Below are 17,187 nucleotides of genomic sequence, written 5' to 3' on the forward strand. Positions count from 1 at the left end.
GGGTTGCTGAAAACACATCGGAGCTATGGAAATCCATAGGACAGTTCTGCCATCGATTTTCCGTCGGAGATCACCATGGCCTCTCTCGCAGCCGGTCTTGCTGACTCTCAGCGCCGCCGAAGTAGTGATCCGATCAGTTGGTACCTCGCCACGATCGGACGCATTCCTCTGCTCACTCCGGCGGAAGAAATTGAACTGGGGAATCAAGTTCAACAATTGATGGCCCTCACGCAAGACGGCACCATCCCCATCGATAGCGATCAATTCAGCTCGAAAGATCGCCGCATCATTCGCGTCGGTCGGCGTGCAAAGGAACGAATGATGAAGGCGAATCTTCGCCTGGTGGTGAGTGTCGCCAAGAAATATCAAGGCAAAGGTCTTGAATTGCTCGACCTGGTTCAAGAGGGATCCCTGGGCCTTGAGCGCGCAGTAGAAAAGTTTGATCCCACCCGTGGTTACAAATTCTCCACCTACGCGTTTTGGTGGATCCGCCAAAGCATGACCCGGGCGATTGCCTGTCAGTCACGCACCATTCGTCTTCCCGTTCACCTCAGTGAACGTCTCACCACGATTCGGAAGGTGAGCCTTGATCTGGCCCACAAACTCGGTGCCATGCCGTCCCGGCTGGAGATCGCCGAAGCGATGGACATGCCCCTCGAGGAACTGGATTCTCTGCTGCGTCAGGCCCTCACCACCAGCAGCCTCGATGCTCCTGTGAATGGCGAGGAAGGGCGCAGCTTCCTCGGCGATCTGATCGCCGACAACTCCAGCGACGAGCCTCTGGCCAAGGTGGAGCAGAGCATCCACCATGAGCAATTGGGACGCTGGCTGAGCCATCTCAGCGACCAGGAACAGCATGTGCTCAACCTGCGCTTCGGGCTGAACGGCAATGAACGCCACACACTGGCCGAAATTGGCCGCTTGCTTGAAGTGTCGCGGGAGCGGATCCGGCAAGTGGAGCTGAAGGCCCTACGCAAATTGCGCAACCTCACCCGCAGGGTGCCGCCCCAGTTCTGATCAACCCGCAGATCAGCACCACGGTTCAAACCTTTTGGTCTGAACCGTGGTGCTGATCACTTTTCAGTCTTCCGCCCAGATGTAGCGGGTGAGCTCAGAACCGTCGGGTTCTGGAGCGCTCAGAGCGAAGTCAACGCTGTCTTGCACTTCAGCATCGATTTCTTTTTCGATCGTGCGCAGATCATCAGCGGTGGCCAGACCAGCAGACACCAGATCACGCTCGAGGGCCTTGATCGGATCCCGCTGAGCCCAGAACTGCTTTTCCTCCTCGGCACGCAGTTCATCCGGGTCGGCCAGGGAGTGGCCGCGGAAGCGATAGGTGAGGCACTCCAGCAGGGTGGGGCCTTCGCCAGCGCGGGCGCGGGCCACGGCGCGCTCGGTGGCAGCGCGCACAGCCAGCACATCCATGCCATCCACTTCCTCTCCGGCCATGCCGAAGGACCCGGCTTTGCGCCAGATCTCCGGCTCACTGGTGGCACGGTTGTGGTCCATGCCGATGGCCCACTTGTTGTTTTCCACCACGAAAATGATCGGCAGCTTCCACAGCTGCGCCATGTTCAGGCACTCATAAAACTGACCGATATTGCAGGTGCCATCACCAAAGAATGCAGCGGTGACTGCATCACTGCCCGCCTCACCGAGCGCATCACGCTTGTAGCGGCTGGTGAAGGCAGCACCAAGGGCGACGGGAATGCCTTCACCAATAAAGGCGTAACCGCCGAGCAGATGGTGCTCTTTGGAGAACAGGTGCATGGAGCCACCACGGCCTTTGCTGCAACCGGTTTCCTTCCCGAAAAGCTCACTCATCACCTCGCGGGCGGGCACCCCTGCACTAAGGGCATGCACGTGATCGCGATACGTGCTGCAAAACCAGTCGTGCTGGCGCTTCATCGCACCGATCACACCAGTGCTAACCGCTTCCTGACCGTTGTAGAGGTGCACGAAGCCAAACATCTTGCCCCGGTAATACATCTCGGCGCACTTGTCTTCGAAGCGCCGACCCAGGGTCATGTCGCGATACAGCGCTAAACCGGTGTCCCGATCAATCGAGGCGCGGCTGGCGGTCACCAGGCTGGAAAGACGCTCCGCATGGGCACCCGTGAGGCCTCCACCTGCTGCCATCTGCTGGGTTTCCATCGCGATGTCCTGGCCCATGACACGCCACTCATTGACATCCGACTGTAAGGGTCAACGGACGATCAATGGGCAAAAACCCTTGTTCTGCCTACAGTCTGCTGCCAATAGACCGACCGCGAATTCAGGTGGAATTGCCGATCGATCATTTCCGACTGCTGGGCGTCAGCCCCTCTGCCGAGGCGGAAACGATGCTGCGCACGCTGCAGCTGCGCATCGATCGGCCACCCAGCCAGGGCTTCACCCATGAAGCCCTGCAGCAGCGGGCTGAATTGCTGCGACTCTCAGCCGACTTACTCACCGATCCAGCGCGGCGGCGGGATTACGAGGCAGCCCTCCTAGATCTCGGCCAGGAGCATCCGGGCGAAACCGCCGGCCTCGACCTCTCATTCACCCGTGAACTTGCCGGGCTGATTCTGCTGTGGGAAGCGAGTGCACCGCACGAAGCATTCCAGCTGGCGCGCCAAGCGCTGCAGCCCCCTCAAGCACCCGCACTGGGGAGCAACCGTGAAGCTGATCTGGCCCTGCTCGCGGCCCTGGCCTGCCGCGATGCATCCCGCCAAGACCAGGAAAGCCGTCGATACGAATCCGCAGCCGGCCTGCTCACCGAAGGCATGCAACTGCTGCAGCGGGTCGGGAAGCTGGCCGATCAACGCCAGGCCATGGAACAGGAGCTCCAGCAACTGAGCCCCTACCGGGTGCTGGATCTGCTCAGCCGCGACCTCGCCGAGCAAGTGGCACGTCAACAGGGGCTCGAAATGCTCGATCAGCTGGTGACCGAGCGGGGCGGCCTTGAGGGCACCGCCTTCAGTGAGGACAGCGGTGGCTTGAGCCAAGGGGAATTTGAGCTGTTCTTCCAACAGATCCGTCGTTTCCTGACAGCCCAGGAGCAACTCGATCTCTATAAACGCTGGCAGCGCAGCGGTTCCAGCGATGCCGCGTTCCTTCAGGTGATGGCTCTCACCGCTGCAGGTTTCTCCCGGCGCAAACCTGAACGGCTGGACGAAGCCCGTCAGCAACTCAGCCAGCTCACCATCGACGGACTGGACCTGCTCCCCCTGCAGGGTTGCCTCGATCTGCTGCTGGGTGATGTGGACCGCGCCCAGAACCGCATGCTGGCGTCCGCGGACAACGATCTGCAGCAGTGGCTGCTCAAGCATCCGGGTGACGACCTAGCCGCCCTTTGCGACTACTGCAAGGCCTGGCTGAAACGGGATGTGCTGCCGGGCTTCCGCGATGTGGATGCGGAAGCGGTGGATCTCGAAGCCTGGTTCGCTGACCGCGATGTGCAGGCGTTCGTCGAGCGGCTGGAACGGATCGAAGGCCGTCAGCTGAGTCAATCCACCGACACAAGCCCGACCTCGGCCATGGGCGACGCACCGCTCCCGGCCTTCCCTCTCGATCCGAACGGCACCTTGCCACTACCGCTCACCGATGCTGCCCTTGGCTTTGCTGCAGACGGGACCACGGGGCCGGCACAACCAACCGAGGCCACAGACGACGATCACGACGCCGATGTGTCGCTGGGTTGGCGCGATCAGTTCGCCCGCCTGCCCCGGCCGCAGTGGTCCATGCCGGCGTTGACGCTGCCGCGCCTCGAGCCCGCCAACAAACCACTGATGGTGGGATCGGCCGTGTTCGCCGGTGTGGTGGTGCTAGTGGGCGCATTCAGCCTGGTGGGGCTGAAAGATGAGTCGCAATCCACAGCCGAACAAAGCGACAAGACCGAGCAGCCACAGACAACGCCCCAAACCTCCGCAACCCTGCAGCCTCCCCAAGCCACGCTGCAGCCGGAACACAACGACCGCCCAGACCGCTATGGGCTCAAGGTCACCGAACCGAGTTCCGCCCAACTTCAAGGCTTGTTGCAAACCTGGCTCAACCGAAAAGCTGCCGTACTGAGCGGGGGATCCCTCGCCAATGCCCGACTGGCCGATGTCGCCCGCTCAGGCCTTCTGGATCAAGTGGAGAACGAACGCACCCGTGATGCAGCCGCCGGCACCACGCAAAAGGTCGAAGCCTCCATCACCTCCATGGCTGTGGTGAGCAGCACGCCCGCACGCATCGAGCTCAGGGCCCAGGTGGCTTACCGCGACGAACGACTGAATGAGGCTGGCAAGGTGATCGAACGCACCGCAGCCACCACCTATCCGATCACCTATGTGCTCGGACGGGATGCCGATCAATGGCGGCTCGCGGCCTACTGGCGCACCAAGGACTAACGCCTGAAAGCGGTATCGACGATCATGGCTTTTACGATCGTCGTTTCACCATCCGCGGATCGTTTCCATGTTCGACGAGCTGTCAGCCCGCTTTGAAGATGCGGTCAAAGGGCTGAAGGGTCAGGACAAGATCTCCGAAACCAACGTGGATGGCGCTCTGAAAGAAGTGCGCCGGGCCCTACTGGAGGCCGACGTCAGCCTTCCGGTGGTCAAGGACTTTGTCGCCGAGGTGCGCGAGAAAGCCGTAGGCGCGGAAGTGGTGCGGGGAGTCAGCCCGGATCAGAAGTTCATCCAGGTGGTGCACGAGCAACTGGTGGAGGTAATGGGGGGAGGCAACGCGCCTCTCGCCAAGGCCGACCAGGCCCCGACTGTGGTGCTGATGGCAGGCCTTCAGGGTGCGGGTAAGACCACGGCCACCGCCAAGCTGGGCCTCCACCTCAAAGATCAGGGCCGCCGAGCGCTGATGGTGGGTGCTGACGTCTACCGCCCTGCCGCCATCGAGCAGCTGCGCACCCTGGGCGAGCAGATCGACGTGGAGGTGTTCAGCCTCGGCGCTGAAGCTAAACCGGAAGACATCGCCGCAGCGGGTCTGGCCAAAGCCAAGGAGGAAGGCTTCGACACCCTGCTGGTGGACACCGCCGGTCGCCTGCAGATCGACACCTCAATGATGGAGGAGATGGTGCGAATCCGCACCGCTGTGCAGCCCGATGAAGTGCTGCTGGTGGTGGATTCGATGATCGGCCAGGAAGCAGCCGAACTCACCCGAGCCTTCCACGAACAGGTGGGCATCACCGGCGCTGTGCTCACGAAGCTCGACGGCGACTCCCGCGGTGGCGCTGCCCTTTCAATTCGCAAGGTGAGCGGTCAGCCGATCAAGTTCATGGGCACCGGCGAAAAGGTGGAAGCCCTGCAGCCGTTCCATCCCGAGCGAATGGCCAGCCGCATCCTCGGCATGGGCGACGTGCTCACCCTGGTGGAGAAGGCCCAGAAGGAGGTCGAACTCGCCGACGTCGAGAAGATGCAGAAAAAACTGCAGGAGGCCTCGTTTGACTTCTCCGACTTCCTGCAGCAGATGCGCCTGATCAAGCGCATGGGATCGCTGGGCGGGCTGATGAAAATGATCCCGGGCATGAACAAGCTCGACGACGGCATGCTCAAGCAGGGCGAGCAGCAGCTCAAAAAGATTGAAGCGATGATCGGCTCGATGACGGCAGCCGAACGCACCCAGCCCGAACTGCTGGCGGCCCAACCGTCCCGTCGTCGTCGCATCGCCGCCGGTTGCGGCTACCAGCCTGCCGATGTGGACAAGGTGCTGGCTGATTTCCAGAAGATGCGCGGCTTCATGCAGCAGATGACCCAGGGCGGTGGGATGCCGGGCATGCCCGGCATGGGCGGCTTCCCAGGCATGGGTGGTGGCATGCCCGGAATGGGGGGCGGCATGCCAGGCATGGGAATGCCCGGGATGGGGATGCCAGGCATGGGCGGCGGCGGCCGACCTGGCCGCGGTGGTGGGGCCCCTCGCCGTCAGCGCCCGGTCAAGAAGAAGAAGGGTTTCGGGGAGCTGTAACCCCCGCAAGGTAAGCTGGTTGTTTGGCGCGAGATTTCGGTCCGCGTCGAGTTCCACTCACACGCAGCGCCACGATGATCAAGCTCCGCCTGAAGCGGTTCGGTAAGAAGCGGGAAGCGAGCTTCCGCCTCGTGGCCTGCAACAGCACGTCGCGTCGCGATGGACGCCCCCTGCAGGAGCTGGGCTTCTACAACCCCCGCACCAAAGAAACCCGACTGGACGCAGAAGGCCTGCGTGAGCGCCTGAGCCAGGGTGCTCAGCCCACCGATGCCGTGCGCTCCCTGCTCGAAAAGGGTGGTCTGCTCGAGAAAACCATCCGCCCCGCCGAGACCATCGGCAAGGCCAAGCAAGCTGCAGCGCGCGAAGCCGCCGTGAAGCAGGCCGCCAAGGAAGCTGCTGAAGCGAAGGCTGCTGCTGAAGCTGAAGCCAAGGCCGCTGCCGAGGCTCCCGCGGAAGACGGCGACTCCGCTGAGGCCTGATCAACGTGATGGCCGAGGCCAACGCTTCCGGCCGTTTCGTTTTCGATCTTCCCACCCCAGAATCGGCCCTCGCACTTGCGGGGCCCTCTGAACAGACCCTGCGTCAACTGGAAGCTCTCACGGGAACTTCGTTGGTGATGCGGGGTCTTCAACTGGAAATCAGTGGTCGACCGAGCCAGCTGGAACGCACAGCAGCCGTTGTCGAGCTGCTCCGATCGCTCTGGCAGGAAGGAGAAACGGTCTCGCCAGTGGATCTGCAGGCAGCCCTCCAAGCTCTCGACACAGGCCGCAACCAGGACCATGCGGCGATGGGGCAGCAGGTGCTGGCCCGCAGTCAGCGCGGCAATCTGCTGCGCCCGCGCACCCTGCGCCAGAAAACCTATGTGGAGGCCATGGAACGCCATGACCTCACCTTTGCGCTCGGCCCTGCCGGGACAGGGAAAACCTTCCTGGCCACCGTGCTGGCGGTGCGCATGCTCACCGAACGCAAGGTGGAACGGCTGATTCTCACGCGGCCAGCCGTGGAAGCAGGCGAGCGACTTGGCTTTCTCCCCGGCGATTTGCAGCAAAAAGTGGATCCCTACCTGCGGCCGCTCTACGACGCACTACACAGCCTGCTGGGTCCGGAAAAAACCAGTGCCCTGTTGGAAAAAGGGGTAATCGAAGTGGCACCGCTGGCCTACATGCGGGGGCGCACCCTTTCGGAAGCGTTTGTGATCCTCGATGAAGCTCAGAACACCACTCCAGCGCAGATGCGCATGGTGCTCACCCGCCTGGGCGAGCGCTCTCGCATGGTGGTGACAGGCGACATCACCCAGGTGGATCTACCGGCCGGTCAACTGAGCGGATTGGTGGAGGCTGCCCAGGTGCTGGAGGGTGTGGAAGGTGTAGCGGTCTGCAAGCTCACCTCGGCCGATGTGGTGCGCCACCCCCTCGTGCAACGGGTGGTGGAGGCCTACGCCAAGCGCGATAAAGCCAATGGCGGGCCACCATCGACAGCCCCGCGATCCCGCCGGACCTGAGCCGGTCCTGACAGGCCCAGGCCCTCGATGGGGAGATCCGCACCTGTGGGGTGACCACAACCTTGCCAAGGCTGCCAGAGTGCACCCAGTGATCTGGGGCGACATGCCAGCCAGCAGCAATTTCCAAGAGGCCATCCGCGAGGCGCAATCCAGCGCGCTTGTGGGGCCCAACGTGGTCAACAAAGCCCTGCCCTACGTGGGTGGCGGCATGGTTCTGACGGCCGCCGGCGTGCTGGGCGGTATGGAGACCATGGCCTCGATCGGCTATTCCACCTTCAAAGGCCTGTCCCTGGTCGCGATCATTCCCTGGTTCATCCTGTTTTTTGTTGCCCAAAACGCGGCCAACAAGGCCAACAACGGCACTGCACTGCCGCTGATGGCCACGTTCAGCCTGCTCACTGGCTTCACCCTGACTGGGCTGGTGGTTCAGGCCATCGCCGTTGCCGGCGCTGCGTCGATCGGCATCGCGGCCCTGGCGACGGGCCTCACCTTCGCGGTGGCCTCCGTGTTTGGTCGCCGCATGAGCGACAGCGTCGGACAGGCGCTCACCTCCGTCGTCAGCCTTGGTCTGATGGGCCTGATGCTGGCCATGGTTGGCATCTTCATCGGCAGCTTCTTCATTCCCGATCTCTACCAAGGCACCAACCTGTTCATCGCCGGCTTCGGCACCGTGTTGTTCGTGGGCATGGCATTCGTGGACTTCTACACGATGCCCCGCATGTATCGGGATGATCAGTACCTGGCAGGCGCCCTTGGCATGTACCTGACCTACATCAACCTGTTCGTCTTCGTGTTGCGTCTGATCATTGCCCTTCAGGGCGGTGGCCGCCGCGACTGATCGCGACGGTTCCTATTCGATCCATCGTTTTCACCCCGGCGAAAGCCGGGGTTTTTTGTGGCTGACCAACCGGATCGGATCCGGGCGATCAATCAGCCACCGCTTCAATCGCCGCGTGGATTGCCGCTTTCTGATCAGCGTTGTAGCCCCAACGCTCCAGGAAACTCACATCCTCTCCACGGTTGTGGGCAGCCGCCTCCAACAGGGTCTCGAGGCGCTCCTTGACGCGTTGGGATTCAAGCTGGCGCAGCAGTTCAGTGCACCGCGTATTAACCCGCTCTGAGCCAGAGGCCTGGTCTTCATCACCATTGGCGCGGTGATGCACGGTCATGGCTGCACTCATGGCCAGGTTGCGAGCGGTCAGATCCACCACCTCTTCACCAGCCTCCTGCAGTTTGTGGATCAGCGCCTCCGGCAGCCGATCCATCAAGGCGCTGTCGCCGGCCAGGCTGACCACGAAAAAGCCCCGGGCTCCATCACGACTGGCTACCAGTTCTCCCACCCGATCGGCCATGACTTCATCGCTGATCTCCTCGTCATCCCATTGCTTCAGCCATCCGGCCGCGATCTCCATCGCCTGCTGGAAACTGGGCTCAAGCATGGTCATCGGTCATTGCGGGCAGGGGGGTCTCAAGCCTATGGGCTGATGAGCTGAGAGGCTGGAGAGCATGCACGGCGGCGGTGGGATGGTTGCAACGAAAGCCGATCAAGGCAGCACGTTCCGGTCGGGCTTCGTGGCGTTGATCGGCAGACCCAACGTCGGCAAATCAACCTTGGTCAACCAACTGGTGGGCGACAAGGTCGCGATCACTTCACCGGTGGCCCAAACCACCCGTAATCGCCTGCGGGCCATCCTCACCACGGAAACAGCTCAGTTGATCCTGGTGGATACCCCAGGGATCCACAAACCGCATCACTTACTCGGGGAGCGCCTGGTGCAAAGCGCCCGAGCGGCGATCGGGGAAGTGGATCAAGTGCTGCTGCTGTTGGAGGGGTGTGAGCAGCCAGGCAAGGGTGACGCCTTCATCGTCAACCTGCTTCAGCAGCAGCGCCTGCCGGTGCAAGTCGTGCTGAACAAGTGGGATCGGGTGCCTGTGGAGACGCGGCCCGAAGCGGATGCGGCTTACCGGGAACTTCTCAGCACAACCAATTGGCCGCTGCACCACTGCAGCGCGCTCAGCGGCGAGGGCTGCCCAGATCTGGTGGAGGCCATCAGTGCCCAGATGCCCGAAGGGCCGCAGCTCTATCCACCCGACATGGTGAGCGATCAGCCCGAACGGTTGCTGATGGCAGAGCTCATCCGAGAGCAGGTGCTGACCCACACCCGCGAGGAAGTGCCCCACAGCGTGGCGGTGCAGATCGAACGGGTGGAAGACATGCCCGCCAAAGGACAAGGCAAGAGCCGCACGGCCGTGCTGGCCACGGTGCTGGTGGAACGCAAAAGCCAGAAGGGAATCCTGATCGGCAAAGGCGGCGCCATGCTCAAAACCATCGGCCAGGGGGCCCGCCTGCAGATGCAGACCCTGATCGATGGACCGGTGTATCTAGAGCTGTTCGTCAAGGTGGTGCCCAACTGGCGCACCAGCGCCGCCAAGCTGAATGAGCTGGGCTACAGCGACGATCGAATGTGATGAAGGGTCCTGCAGCATCAGCGCTGATTGCACTGTTGGCCTGGGGAATCGTCACCCCCAAGGCTGGCCATGGGCAGGCCAAAGTCAGCGGCTGTGTGTTTGCGCTGGCCCGCGCTGGCGAGCAGATCCAAGCCACAGGAGCTGTGGTCTCCAACGTGAGGCGCGGTGAGGAGGCGTCCACCAACAACCCCTTCCCCTTCAAGGGGGATGTGGCCTTCACCCTGGGCTCCCGCGGCGCCGCAGAAGCCGCCAACCAGAAGTCCAATGCAGTGATGACCAGTCCTCAATTGCAATCAGCGATTGCAGGCCAGATTTTCAAAGCCTGTTCCGATGTGGTCACAGTGCGCTTCAACTTCAGCGGCACCGATTGGCAAACAGTGCTGTTTCGAGGGGCCGATGGGCGCGTGATTCGTGGCACCTGTGTGGATGCCGTGCGCGGAAGCGGCTGGCCGCTCTGGGGGTATTACCGCTGCCTTTAATCCGGCGGTGAAACGGCCAACTCCATGGCCAACACCTGCAGGCTTTCGAGCCGTTCCAACGTTTGTTGTGCCTGCGTGAGCATGGCCCGGCCGTGAGGTGCACAGGCAGCCACCAGCGATGCCCCTTCTGAGGCTTCGATTCGCACCCGCTCGATGCACTGCACAATCCGTTCCCTTGGATTGGTCTGCCAAGGCTCAGTGGCCTGGGCGAGGGCAGGGTTGACCACGGCCTTCAGCAACACGGTCAATGCCTGATCCACTCGTTCGGCCGTCATTGATGCCAACACCAGCCCGCGACACCTGCGCAGTCTGGCGAAGCCCACTTGCTGTTTCGGCGTTACGTTGCAATCAGCGGCGGCCGGGCGATGCAACGATCAGAGCTGCGCCAAACCCTGCGCCAACTTCCGGCCAGGGTGGAGCAGAGCCTGCCAACGACTCGCAAGTTCTACATCCTGATTGCAGTGGCATTCGGGTGTGTGGGCTATCTGGCCGGCGTTTCCTTGCTGGGCCGCTTCAGCCCTGCTCCGATCAACCTGGAAGAACCGGTGCTGCCCCCAGTGGAAGGGGGCGCCAACCCGGTGCTACCGGACACCCGTCCCACCCAGGTGCCAACGGATTCAGGCATCAAACCGGAGACACCCCCAGCACCAGACCAGCCCGCACCAGAGCTTCAACCCTCGGCCGTGCCGGATCGATCAGCCTTCACCGCAGCTGAAAACTGCCGAATCTGGAAACGCACCTTCCCAGAAGCCGCGGCCAAACTGAAGCCAGGGGATGCCTGTTATTGAGTCACTGCCAGGGGACCTGGGATGCCCCCTCCTGAAGCGTGGATCATCCATGGGGTCATGGGTTGTGCGTCCCAATTCCGCAAGCACAGCCCCGTGATGACGGAGAGGCTGAGAGAATCCCTCCCATGACCGACGCCTCCACCACCGCCTCCGCCAACCCGGTGACTGAGTTGCCCTTTCCGCCCTCAAGCCTGCAGGAGTTTCTGCAGCTCTGCGATGGCCGCTGGATGAGCCTGCGCAGCACCTTTGCGCTGGATGGCTCCGACGACTGGCACAACAGCACGCGGGGTGAGGTGACGATGCAGCATCAGTCCTGCGCCGCAGGATCCGAGCAATTGGTGGTCGGCGATGGCCAAGGCAAGACCCTGAGCAGCCTTAGCTTCGCCGCTGATGGCGGGCTGCAGCGCCAAGGCGAAGGCTCACAGGCAGGGGCGGATGGCCGTTGGGAGCTGCGGGAGGGCGGCTGCCTGGAACTGAGCATCCCCAGCGGCGATGGTGCCGTGGTGCTGGAGCGCATCTGGTTCACCAAGGCGAATCTGCGCCTGCGCAGCACCACCCTGGTGGACCGCGATGGCACACCGCAGCAGGCCAATTTCTGCTCCGAAATCCGCCGGGTCTCCGCCCCCAGCACCTGAGGCCCCATGGCGCCATTTCGACTGGATGTGCTCAGCCTGGCGCCCCAGGCTTTTGCTCCCTTGCTGGAGCTTGGGGTGATCGGCCGTGCCTTTGCCGCCGGCATCGCGGAGCTGCACGTGCACAACCCGCGCGACTTCGCCACAGACAAATACCGCAAGGTGGATGACATCCCCTACGGAGGGGGGGCGGGCATGGTGCTCAAACCGGAGCCTGTGTATGCAGCCTTCGAAGCAGTGCCCGTGCTGCCGCGCCGCCGGGTGCTGCTGATGAGCCCCCAGGGCCAGCCGCTCAAGCAGGCCGATCTGCAGCGCTGGGCCGACAGCTGCGATCAGCTGGTGATGCTCTGCGGCCACTACGAGGGGTTTGATGAGCGCATCAGACCCCTCGCTGATGAAGAGGTGTCGCTCGGTGACTTCGTGCTCACGGGCGGGGAACTGCCGGCCATGACGATCATCAACGGGGTGGTGCGATTACTGCCGGGCACTGTCGGAACAGCGGCCTCTCTGGTGGAGGAAAGCCATAGCGATCTCCTGCTGGAGCACCCTCACTACACCCGCCCTGCTGAGTTCCGGGGCATGACCGTGCCAGAGGTGCTGCGCAGCGGGGATCACGCCGCCATCGAGGCCTGGCGTCAGGCTCAGCGAGAAGAGCGCACCCAGGCACGTCGCCCCGATCTGCATCAACGCTGGCAGGAGCAGGAAGAGCATCGTTGAGAATGCCTCCAAGCAACTGAGGCATTGATGCAGCTCCGCATCGGTAATGGCTACGACATGCATCGTTTGGTGCCGGGCCGGCCACTGATCTTGGGGGGCCAGCAGCTGGAGCACCCCGCCGGCCTGGGCCTCGATGGCCACAGCGATGCCGATGTCTTGGTGCACGCGATCATGGATGCCCTGCTGGGGGCCCTATCTCTCGGGGATATCGGCAAATACTTCCCCCCCGATGATCCCCAGTGGAAGGGGGCTGACAGTTTGGTGCTGCTAGAGCAGGTGGTGGCTTTGGTGGCGAAACGGGGCTGGCAAGTCGTGAATGTGGATTCGGTGGTGATCGCTGAACGCCCCAAGCTCAAGCCCCACATCGAAGCAATGCGATCGGCGATTGCCGACCGCATCGGCATCGAACCCGAGCGGGTGGGAGTGAAAGCCACCACCAATGAAAAGCTGGGGGCCGAAGGTCGGGAAGAGGGCATCTCCTGCCAGGCCGTCGCTCTGCTGCAAGCGGAATGAACAGAGTGCTGCCTATGGTCAGCTGGCTGATGGCAGCCTTGCTGTGGTTCTGTCCGCCAGCTTTTGCACCAGCAGCCTTTGCACGAACAGCCTTCCCATCCTCAACGTTCTCGTCAACAGCATTCTCGTTAACAGCCTTGCCCTCCAGCACCTTCGCCACAACGACTACGCGGTCCGCGTCTGAGGTGACCGTTGTGGAGCATCTGCGCATCAAAGTGCCAGCAAACGCCCTCAGCGTGTGGCACAAGGCTGAAGAAGGCAGTTGGGAACCTTGGCTGGCCAAGCAAGAGGGATTTATCGGACGCGACCTGCTTTGGGATCCCGAAACAGAAGAGGGCACCCTGCTGATCCGCTGGGCATCCCGAGAGCAGTGGAAAGCCATTCCTGCCGCTGATGTCGCCCAAGTGCAGGAGCAATTTGAACGGATCGCCCGCGATGGCATGGGCCAGACCAGTGGCAATCCCTTTCCTCTCGTGTTCGAAGGCGAGCTCCTTCCCCAGTGAGTGAACGTGCCGATGTGCGTTTCGACTGGGAGCGCGAAACCCGGATTGGCCTGTGCGAAGCGATCTGGGGTGAACACAAAACCGCCGAGCAGATCGCGGCAATCCTGCAGCAATCAGCCGAGCGTCAACAGCGGGCCCTCGTGACCCGCGTCACTGAGGCCAAAGCAACAACAGTGCAGGCGCTGCTTCGGCAACAACAGCTGGAGACGCCGCTGCAGTGGCATGAGCACGCCCATGGCCTCAGCTATGGAGTCTTGCCAGAGGCCAGACCAGAGCTCGGAGAGGTGATGGTGCTGGGAGGCGGCACCAGTGATCGCACCGTCGCCTCTGAAGCGCAGCTCGCTTTGCGCTTCCACGGCGTCACTGCCGAACTGATGCTGGATGTGGGCGTGGCCGGGCTGCATCGCCTGTTGGGGCAATTGCCTCGGATCAAGCCCTGCCGGGTGCTGATCGCCTGCGCCGGCATGGAAGGGGCTCTACCGACCGTGCTGGCCGGGTTGGTGCCCCAACCGGTGATCGGCGTGCCGGTCGCGGTGGGCTACGGCGTGAGCGCCGGCGGACGCACCGCCCTCGAGGGGATGCTGGCCAGCTGTGCCCCTGGGTTGACGGTGGTCAATATCGACAACGGCTACGGCGCTGCCATGGCGGCTCTGCGCATCCTCCAGATTCAATCGGTCCGCACCACATGAGGTTGGGGCAGCAACGCACCAGGTTTTGGCTCACCATCCAGCTCCAGCAGCTGCTCCACCCACAACCGCATCGAACGGGGAAGACGTCCTTCCTGGTAGCGGATCAGGGCCTCGAACATCACGGTGGAGTTGATCCACTGAGGGGAGCGCCGAACCATGACCTTGGGCGGTTGCGCGCAGGATGCTGCAACCAACCTTCAGGAGCAACACCCAAAGGCTTGAATCAATCGGAGGATTCCTGAGCGCCTCCCAGGCGCTGCAGTTCCTGGCCGTGACCGCAGCTCTCCAAAGCCTGCAACCGGCTCACCAAGGCAGCTAGATCGGCAGGATCGAGGTCACCATCCTCCTGCCATTGCATCGAACGGGGATCAGGACAGGAGGCAGCCACCAGCGAAGGACAAGACACCACAATCCTGAAAAACTAGGCAGGTTCCAGAGTGTTGTCTGGAGCGAAATCTTTAGTCAGTAAAAAGAATTCGCCCTGTACAACAGAGCAGGCTCAACACACTCAGAGGTGCTGAAGATTGGGATAGGCCGTCACCAACTCCTCAGCACTCAGCACCTCACCAGCTCCATCGGGTTGCCAGATCACCTCAAGCGCCATCAAATCGGTGGACGAGGTGGAGCCAAGAATGCGCAACGATTCGCGCAGCCCCTCACTGGAGCCGATGGCCTTGAGCGTCACGGGGCGACGACTTGCCACCAGCACAGTGACGGCAATGAACTCATTGGTGGCATCGGCATCGCCAACACCCCGGGCGCTTGCAGTGGCTGTGCTGCGTTGACCGCCCACGTTGGTGGTGAGCTCCTCCCGCAGCTTGCTGCGCTCGGTCATCGACAGACGGTTGAAGGTGGATTCAGCGGCCGCGAAGGGAACGTTGCCGTTTTCCAGGTTGGCGTAGACCCAAAGATCCGGTTGGCGCAGAAGCGCGAGGGTGGTTTCCTGCAAAACCCGTTGCAAACCCGTTGAGGAACTGGTGTCGGCACTGGCCGCCAATTGACGCAGATCCTGCTGAAGAGCCTTGGCACTGGCCAGCAGGCCGATCTGGAGCTGCACCAAGGACACGGGGCCACCGCTGATGGCCTCAGGGCGCTCATAGCCACCCATGGACGGGGCACCGCCGCCATTGCCGCGGAATGCATTGGCGATCACACCCACGATCGCCATCAGAGCGAACAGCCCCAGCAGCCCGCCCATGCTGCCGAACCCGAAGAAAGGAACGATGAAGGGGACGCCGATGCCGCCACCGCCGTAGCCGCGGCTGTAGCCACCCCCGTAGCTGCGGCTGTAGCCACCACTGCGGGGCATCGACGGAGCTCGGAAGCTGCCACCACCGATGCGACCACCGGAGGCGGCATGACTGGGTTCTGGTTGGCTCAACAGCAAACCAGCCAACAACATGGGCACCAGCAGCGCCGACAGTCCCCGCCGGACCATCCGGTGGATCGAGCTGGTGGGAGGGGTCATCGACGGGCGCTTCAACAGAGCGGAGCGAGTGAGACGACTTTAGGAACCACCACCGACGATGGTGACGATCTCCAGGTTGTCCCCGGTCTGCACCTCCTGACCCGCCCAGCGCTCTGGGGTGAGGATCAGCCCGTTGTATTCCACCACCACCAATTTGGGGTGATGGCCCAGGGTCTCCACCACGACTGCGAGTGTGGCGGACTCAACCTCGAGCGTGCGCTGCTCGCCATTCACCTGCAATGTGAGGGTTGCCATCGAGGGGTGCTCCGTCAATGAGTGCTCAATCGATGCCGTTGCGAACCAAGGTTCAGCCCAGAGCCGCCAGCAGTGATCCACTGGCTGCACCGGGATCGGCAGCGGCCATGATCGCGCCCACAACCGCCACCCGGCTCACCCCGGCCTCACCAAGCTCCGGAAGCCGATCGGCGTTGATCCCCCCAATCGCAAACCAGGGCAGGGTGGCGTGCTCACTGGCCTGGCGAGCCCACAACAACCCTTGCGGCACTTTGTCGGGCTTGGTGCCGGTGGCATAGATGGGGCCCACGCCGAGGTAATCACAATCCTCCTGTTGCGCCGCCTGCAACTGCTCAAGGTTGTGGGTGCTGCGGCCTAGCAACAGGCCACCACCGATTAACTGGCGGGCGGCATCGGTCGGGAGGTCGTCCTGGCCGAGATGAACACCGTCAGCGTCGACGAGCAGGGCCAGATCGATGCGGTCGTTGACGATGAACAATGCGCCATGGCTGCGGCACAGTTCAGCCAATGCCCCTGCAGCGGCAAGCCGTTCCCGGTCATTGCCCTCTTTGGCGCGGTATTGCACCAGGCTGACGCCCGCCTTCAGCGCCGCCTCCACCCGCGGGATCAGATCTGCAGTCGGACTCGTAATCAAACAGAGACGGCTTTGCGCCAGCCGTTGCCGTCGCACCGCCCGATGTCCGGCCTGGAGGATCGTGACTTCCAGGTCATAGAGCCCGTAGCGGATCGATGCTGCCGTGCTCGCCAAACGGGGATCCTGATCCCGACCGAATTCCTCGAGCACCCGCAGCGCTTCCTGCACCCGAGCGCAATTCGCAGCCACGATCTGGCTGGGCTGAGGACGCTGCTGCTGCGCAGGGTGGGCAAGACCGGCAGCGATGTCGGTGGCGGTGGAGCGGGCCTGTTTGTAGTGCTCGCGATGGCACTGACCCAGTTGCTGTCGCCAGTCCTTGAGGGGTTTGACGAGATCGAGGCGATCGAGACCGAAACGGCACCAGTCTTCGATCACCCGCAGACCTTCACGGGCCCGATCGAGGTTGGCATCGATCAACCGCGCCACACACGGCTCGCTGTGGGGGGCGACAACCATCACTTTCATGGCAGTCTTGGCACAATCGCATGCTCGACTGCGGCCATGGATAACGGCGGATCTGACAGCCCGATGAAGGTGCTGATTTGGGGAGTTCTGCTGCTGGGAAGCATCGGCGTGTTCATCGTCTGGGGCCTCACCAA

Annotated in this window: 22 protein-coding genes; 14 read left to right on the top strand and 8 right to left on the bottom strand. The window is 62.6% G+C overall.

Going from position 1 to position 17,187, the window contains the following annotated elements; all coding sequences use genetic code 11:
* Nucleotides 1-75 precede the first annotated feature (75 nt).
* Complete coding sequence (locus RS9916_RS06590) at nucleotides 76-1,017, top strand: RpoD/SigA family RNA polymerase sigma factor (RefSeq protein WP_007098530.1); 942 nt, start codon at nucleotides 76-78, stop codon at nucleotides 1,015-1,017.
* Nucleotides 1,018-1,080: 63 nt separating this feature from the next.
* Here the strand turns inward: RS9916_RS06590 and pdhA are convergent, their stop codons facing one another.
* Nucleotides 1,081-2,172: a pyruvate dehydrogenase (acetyl-transferring) E1 component subunit alpha gene (pdhA, locus tag RS9916_RS06595; protein ID WP_007098531.1), complete on the bottom strand. Its 1,092-nt coding sequence runs from the start codon at nucleotides 2,170-2,172 to the stop codon at nucleotides 1,081-1,083.
* A 107-nt stretch (nucleotides 2,173-2,279) separates the two neighbouring features.
* Between pdhA and RS9916_RS06600 the strand changes: the two genes are divergently transcribed.
* The 5 genes from RS9916_RS06600 (at nucleotide 2,280) to RS9916_RS06620 (ending at nucleotide 8,279) form a co-directional block, all read left to right on the top strand.
* A complete protein-coding gene (locus RS9916_RS06600) occupies nucleotides 2,280-4,373 on the top strand; it encodes an IMS domain-containing protein (RefSeq protein ID WP_007098532.1) in 2,094 nt (697 codons plus the stop codon).
* 67 nt (nucleotides 4,374-4,440) lie between these two features.
* Nucleotides 4,441-5,940: a signal recognition particle protein gene (gene ffh / locus RS9916_RS06605; RefSeq protein WP_007098533.1), complete on the top strand. Its 1,500-nt coding sequence runs from the start codon at nucleotides 4,441-4,443 to the stop codon at nucleotides 5,938-5,940.
* Between the two features lie 74 nt (nucleotides 5,941-6,014).
* Nucleotides 6,015-6,419 (top strand): 30S ribosomal protein S16, encoded by a 405-nt coding sequence (gene rpsP / locus RS9916_RS06610; protein WP_007098534.1) that lies wholly within the window; start codon nucleotides 6,015-6,017, stop codon nucleotides 6,417-6,419.
* Between the two features lie 8 nt (nucleotides 6,420-6,427).
* Nucleotides 6,428-7,441, top strand: a complete 1,014-nt coding sequence (locus RS9916_RS06615) for a PhoH family protein (RefSeq protein ID WP_007098535.1) — start codon at nucleotides 6,428-6,430, stop codon at nucleotides 7,439-7,441.
* 103 nt (nucleotides 7,442-7,544) lie between these two features.
* Nucleotides 7,545-8,279 (top strand): Bax inhibitor-1 family protein, encoded by a 735-nt coding sequence (locus RS9916_RS06620; protein ID WP_038024296.1) that lies wholly within the window; start codon nucleotides 7,545-7,547, stop codon nucleotides 8,277-8,279.
* An 88-nt stretch (nucleotides 8,280-8,367) separates the two neighbouring features.
* Here the strand turns inward: RS9916_RS06620 and RS9916_RS06625 are convergent, their stop codons facing one another.
* Nucleotides 8,368-8,886 carry a hypothetical protein gene (locus tag RS9916_RS06625; protein ID WP_007098537.1) on the bottom strand — a complete coding sequence of 173 codons (519 nt, stop codon included), beginning with the start codon at nucleotides 8,884-8,886 and terminating at the stop codon, nucleotides 8,368-8,370.
* A gap of 79 nt (nucleotides 8,887-8,965) precedes the next feature.
* Between RS9916_RS06625 and era the strand changes: the two genes are divergently transcribed.
* Nucleotides 8,966-9,910, top strand: coding sequence for a GTPase Era (gene era / locus RS9916_RS06630; RefSeq protein ID WP_038024297.1), 945 nt, complete (start codon nucleotides 8,966-8,968; stop codon nucleotides 9,908-9,910).
* Nucleotides 9,910-10,389, top strand: coding sequence for a hypothetical protein (locus RS9916_RS06635; RefSeq protein ID WP_007098540.1), 480 nt, complete (start codon nucleotides 9,910-9,912; stop codon nucleotides 10,387-10,389). The genes era and RS9916_RS06635 overlap by 1 nt, the downstream gene beginning before the upstream one ends.
* On the opposite strand, the gene RS9916_RS06640 is transcribed toward RS9916_RS06635, so the two are convergent.
* Complete coding sequence (locus RS9916_RS06640; RefSeq protein ID WP_156777496.1) at nucleotides 10,386-10,664, bottom strand: hypothetical protein; 279 nt, start codon at nucleotides 10,662-10,664, stop codon at nucleotides 10,386-10,388. The two genes, RS9916_RS06635 and RS9916_RS06640, sit on opposite strands and share 4 nt — an antisense overlap.
* Before the next feature lie 90 nt (nucleotides 10,665-10,754).
* Between RS9916_RS06640 and RS9916_RS06645 the strand changes: the two genes are divergently transcribed.
* The 6 genes from RS9916_RS06645 to larB all read left to right on the top strand — a co-directional run bounded on the left by RS9916_RS06645 (nucleotide 10,755) and on the right by larB (nucleotide 14,231).
* Nucleotides 10,755-11,177, top strand: a complete 423-nt coding sequence (locus RS9916_RS06645) for a hypothetical protein (protein WP_156777497.1) — start codon at nucleotides 10,755-10,757, stop codon at nucleotides 11,175-11,177.
* Nucleotides 11,178-11,302: 125 nt separating this feature from the next.
* Nucleotides 11,303-11,812, top strand: coding sequence for a phycobiliprotein lyase (locus RS9916_RS06650; protein ID WP_007098543.1), 510 nt, complete (start codon nucleotides 11,303-11,305; stop codon nucleotides 11,810-11,812).
* A gap of 6 nt (nucleotides 11,813-11,818) precedes the next feature.
* A complete protein-coding gene (gene trmD, locus RS9916_RS06655; RefSeq protein ID WP_007098544.1) occupies nucleotides 11,819-12,526 on the top strand; it encodes a tRNA (guanosine(37)-N1)-methyltransferase TrmD in 708 nt (235 codons plus the stop codon).
* Between the two features lie 27 nt (nucleotides 12,527-12,553).
* Nucleotides 12,554-13,039, top strand: coding sequence for a 2-C-methyl-D-erythritol 2,4-cyclodiphosphate synthase (gene ispF, locus RS9916_RS06660; RefSeq protein WP_007098545.1), 486 nt, complete (start codon nucleotides 12,554-12,556; stop codon nucleotides 13,037-13,039).
* A gap of 137 nt (nucleotides 13,040-13,176) precedes the next feature.
* Entirely contained in the window at nucleotides 13,177-13,542 is a 366-nt protein-coding gene (locus RS9916_RS06665) for a TIGR03792 family protein (protein ID WP_050752310.1), read from the top strand.
* Nucleotides 13,539-14,231, top strand: coding sequence for a nickel pincer cofactor biosynthesis protein LarB (larB, locus tag RS9916_RS06670; RefSeq protein WP_007098547.1), 693 nt, complete (start codon nucleotides 13,539-13,541; stop codon nucleotides 14,229-14,231). The genes RS9916_RS06665 and larB overlap by 4 nt, the downstream gene beginning before the upstream one ends.
* Here the strand turns inward: larB and RS9916_RS06675 are convergent.
* From RS9916_RS06675 to RS9916_RS06695, 5 genes are all read right to left on the bottom strand, one after another.
* Nucleotides 14,210-14,389, bottom strand: coding sequence for a hypothetical protein (locus RS9916_RS06675; RefSeq protein WP_038023411.1), 180 nt, complete (start codon nucleotides 14,387-14,389; stop codon nucleotides 14,210-14,212). The genes larB and RS9916_RS06675 overlap by 22 nt on opposite strands.
* Nucleotides 14,390-14,454: 65 nt before the next feature.
* Nucleotides 14,455-14,619, bottom strand: a complete 165-nt coding sequence (locus RS9916_RS14450) for a hypothetical protein (RefSeq protein ID WP_007098549.1) — start codon at nucleotides 14,617-14,619, stop codon at nucleotides 14,455-14,457.
* A 120-nt stretch (nucleotides 14,620-14,739) separates the two neighbouring features.
* Complete coding sequence (locus RS9916_RS06685) at nucleotides 14,740-15,699, bottom strand: DUF1517 domain-containing protein (RefSeq protein WP_007098550.1); 960 nt, start codon at nucleotides 15,697-15,699, stop codon at nucleotides 14,740-14,742.
* A gap of 39 nt (nucleotides 15,700-15,738) precedes the next feature.
* Nucleotides 15,739-15,954: a sulfur carrier protein ThiS gene (gene thiS / locus RS9916_RS06690; protein ID WP_007098551.1), complete on the bottom strand. Its 216-nt coding sequence runs from the start codon at nucleotides 15,952-15,954 to the stop codon at nucleotides 15,739-15,741.
* A gap of 52 nt (nucleotides 15,955-16,006) precedes the next feature.
* Nucleotides 16,007-17,053, bottom strand: coding sequence for a thiamine phosphate synthase (locus tag RS9916_RS06695; protein ID WP_007098552.1), 1,047 nt, complete (start codon nucleotides 17,051-17,053; stop codon nucleotides 16,007-16,009).
* Nucleotides 17,054-17,187: the final 134 nt, after the last annotated feature.

The organism is Synechococcus sp. RS9916, assembly GCF_000153825.1.
GTDB lineage: Bacteria > Cyanobacteriota > Cyanobacteriia > PCC-6307 > Cyanobiaceae > Synechococcus_C.

Coding starts and splice junctions, on each gene's coding strand:
- RS9916_RS06620 (WP_038024296.1), top strand. CDS start 7,545: ATGCCAGCCAGCAGCAATTTCCAAGAGGCCATCCGCGAGGCGCAATCC.
- ffh (WP_007098533.1), top strand. CDS start 4,441: ATGTTCGACGAGCTGTCAGCCCGCTTTGAAGATGCGGTCAAAGGGCTG.
- RS9916_RS06625 (WP_007098537.1), bottom strand. CDS start 8,886: ATGACCATGCTTGAGCCCAGTTTCCAGCAGGCGATGGAGATCGCGGCC.
- trmD (WP_007098544.1), top strand. CDS start 11,819: ATGGCGCCATTTCGACTGGATGTGCTCAGCCTGGCGCCCCAGGCTTTT.
- ispF (WP_007098545.1), top strand. CDS start 12,554: ATGCAGCTCCGCATCGGTAATGGCTACGACATGCATCGTTTGGTGCCG.
- RS9916_RS06635 (WP_007098540.1), top strand. CDS start 9,910: ATGAAGGGTCCTGCAGCATCAGCGCTGATTGCACTGTTGGCCTGGGGA.
- RS9916_RS06640 (WP_156777496.1), bottom strand. CDS start 10,664: ATGACGGCCGAACGAGTGGATCAGGCATTGACCGTGTTGCTGAAGGCC.
- thiS (WP_007098551.1), bottom strand. CDS start 15,954: ATGGCAACCCTCACATTGCAGGTGAATGGCGAGCAGCGCACGCTCGAG.
- rpsP (WP_007098534.1), top strand. CDS start 6,015: ATGATCAAGCTCCGCCTGAAGCGGTTCGGTAAGAAGCGGGAAGCGAGC.
- RS9916_RS06685 (WP_007098550.1), bottom strand. CDS start 15,699: ATGACCCCTCCCACCAGCTCGATCCACCGGATGGTCCGGCGGGGACTG.
- RS9916_RS06645 (WP_156777497.1), top strand. CDS start 10,755: ATGCAACGATCAGAGCTGCGCCAAACCCTGCGCCAACTTCCGGCCAGG.
- RS9916_RS06650 (WP_007098543.1), top strand. CDS start 11,303: ATGACCGACGCCTCCACCACCGCCTCCGCCAACCCGGTGACTGAGTTG.
- era (WP_038024297.1), top strand. CDS start 8,966: ATGGTTGCAACGAAAGCCGATCAAGGCAGCACGTTCCGGTCGGGCTTC.
- RS9916_RS06675 (WP_038023411.1), bottom strand. CDS start 14,389: ATGGTTCGGCGCTCCCCTCAGTGGATCAACTCCACCGTGATGTTCGAG.
- RS9916_RS06590 (WP_007098530.1), top strand. CDS start 76: ATGGCCTCTCTCGCAGCCGGTCTTGCTGACTCTCAGCGCCGCCGAAGT.
- pdhA (WP_007098531.1), bottom strand. CDS start 2,172: ATGGGCCAGGACATCGCGATGGAAACCCAGCAGATGGCAGCAGGTGGA.
- RS9916_RS06695 (WP_007098552.1), bottom strand. CDS start 17,053: ATGAAAGTGATGGTTGTCGCCCCCCACAGCGAGCCGTGTGTGGCGCGG.
- RS9916_RS06615 (WP_007098535.1), top strand. CDS start 6,428: ATGGCCGAGGCCAACGCTTCCGGCCGTTTCGTTTTCGATCTTCCCACC.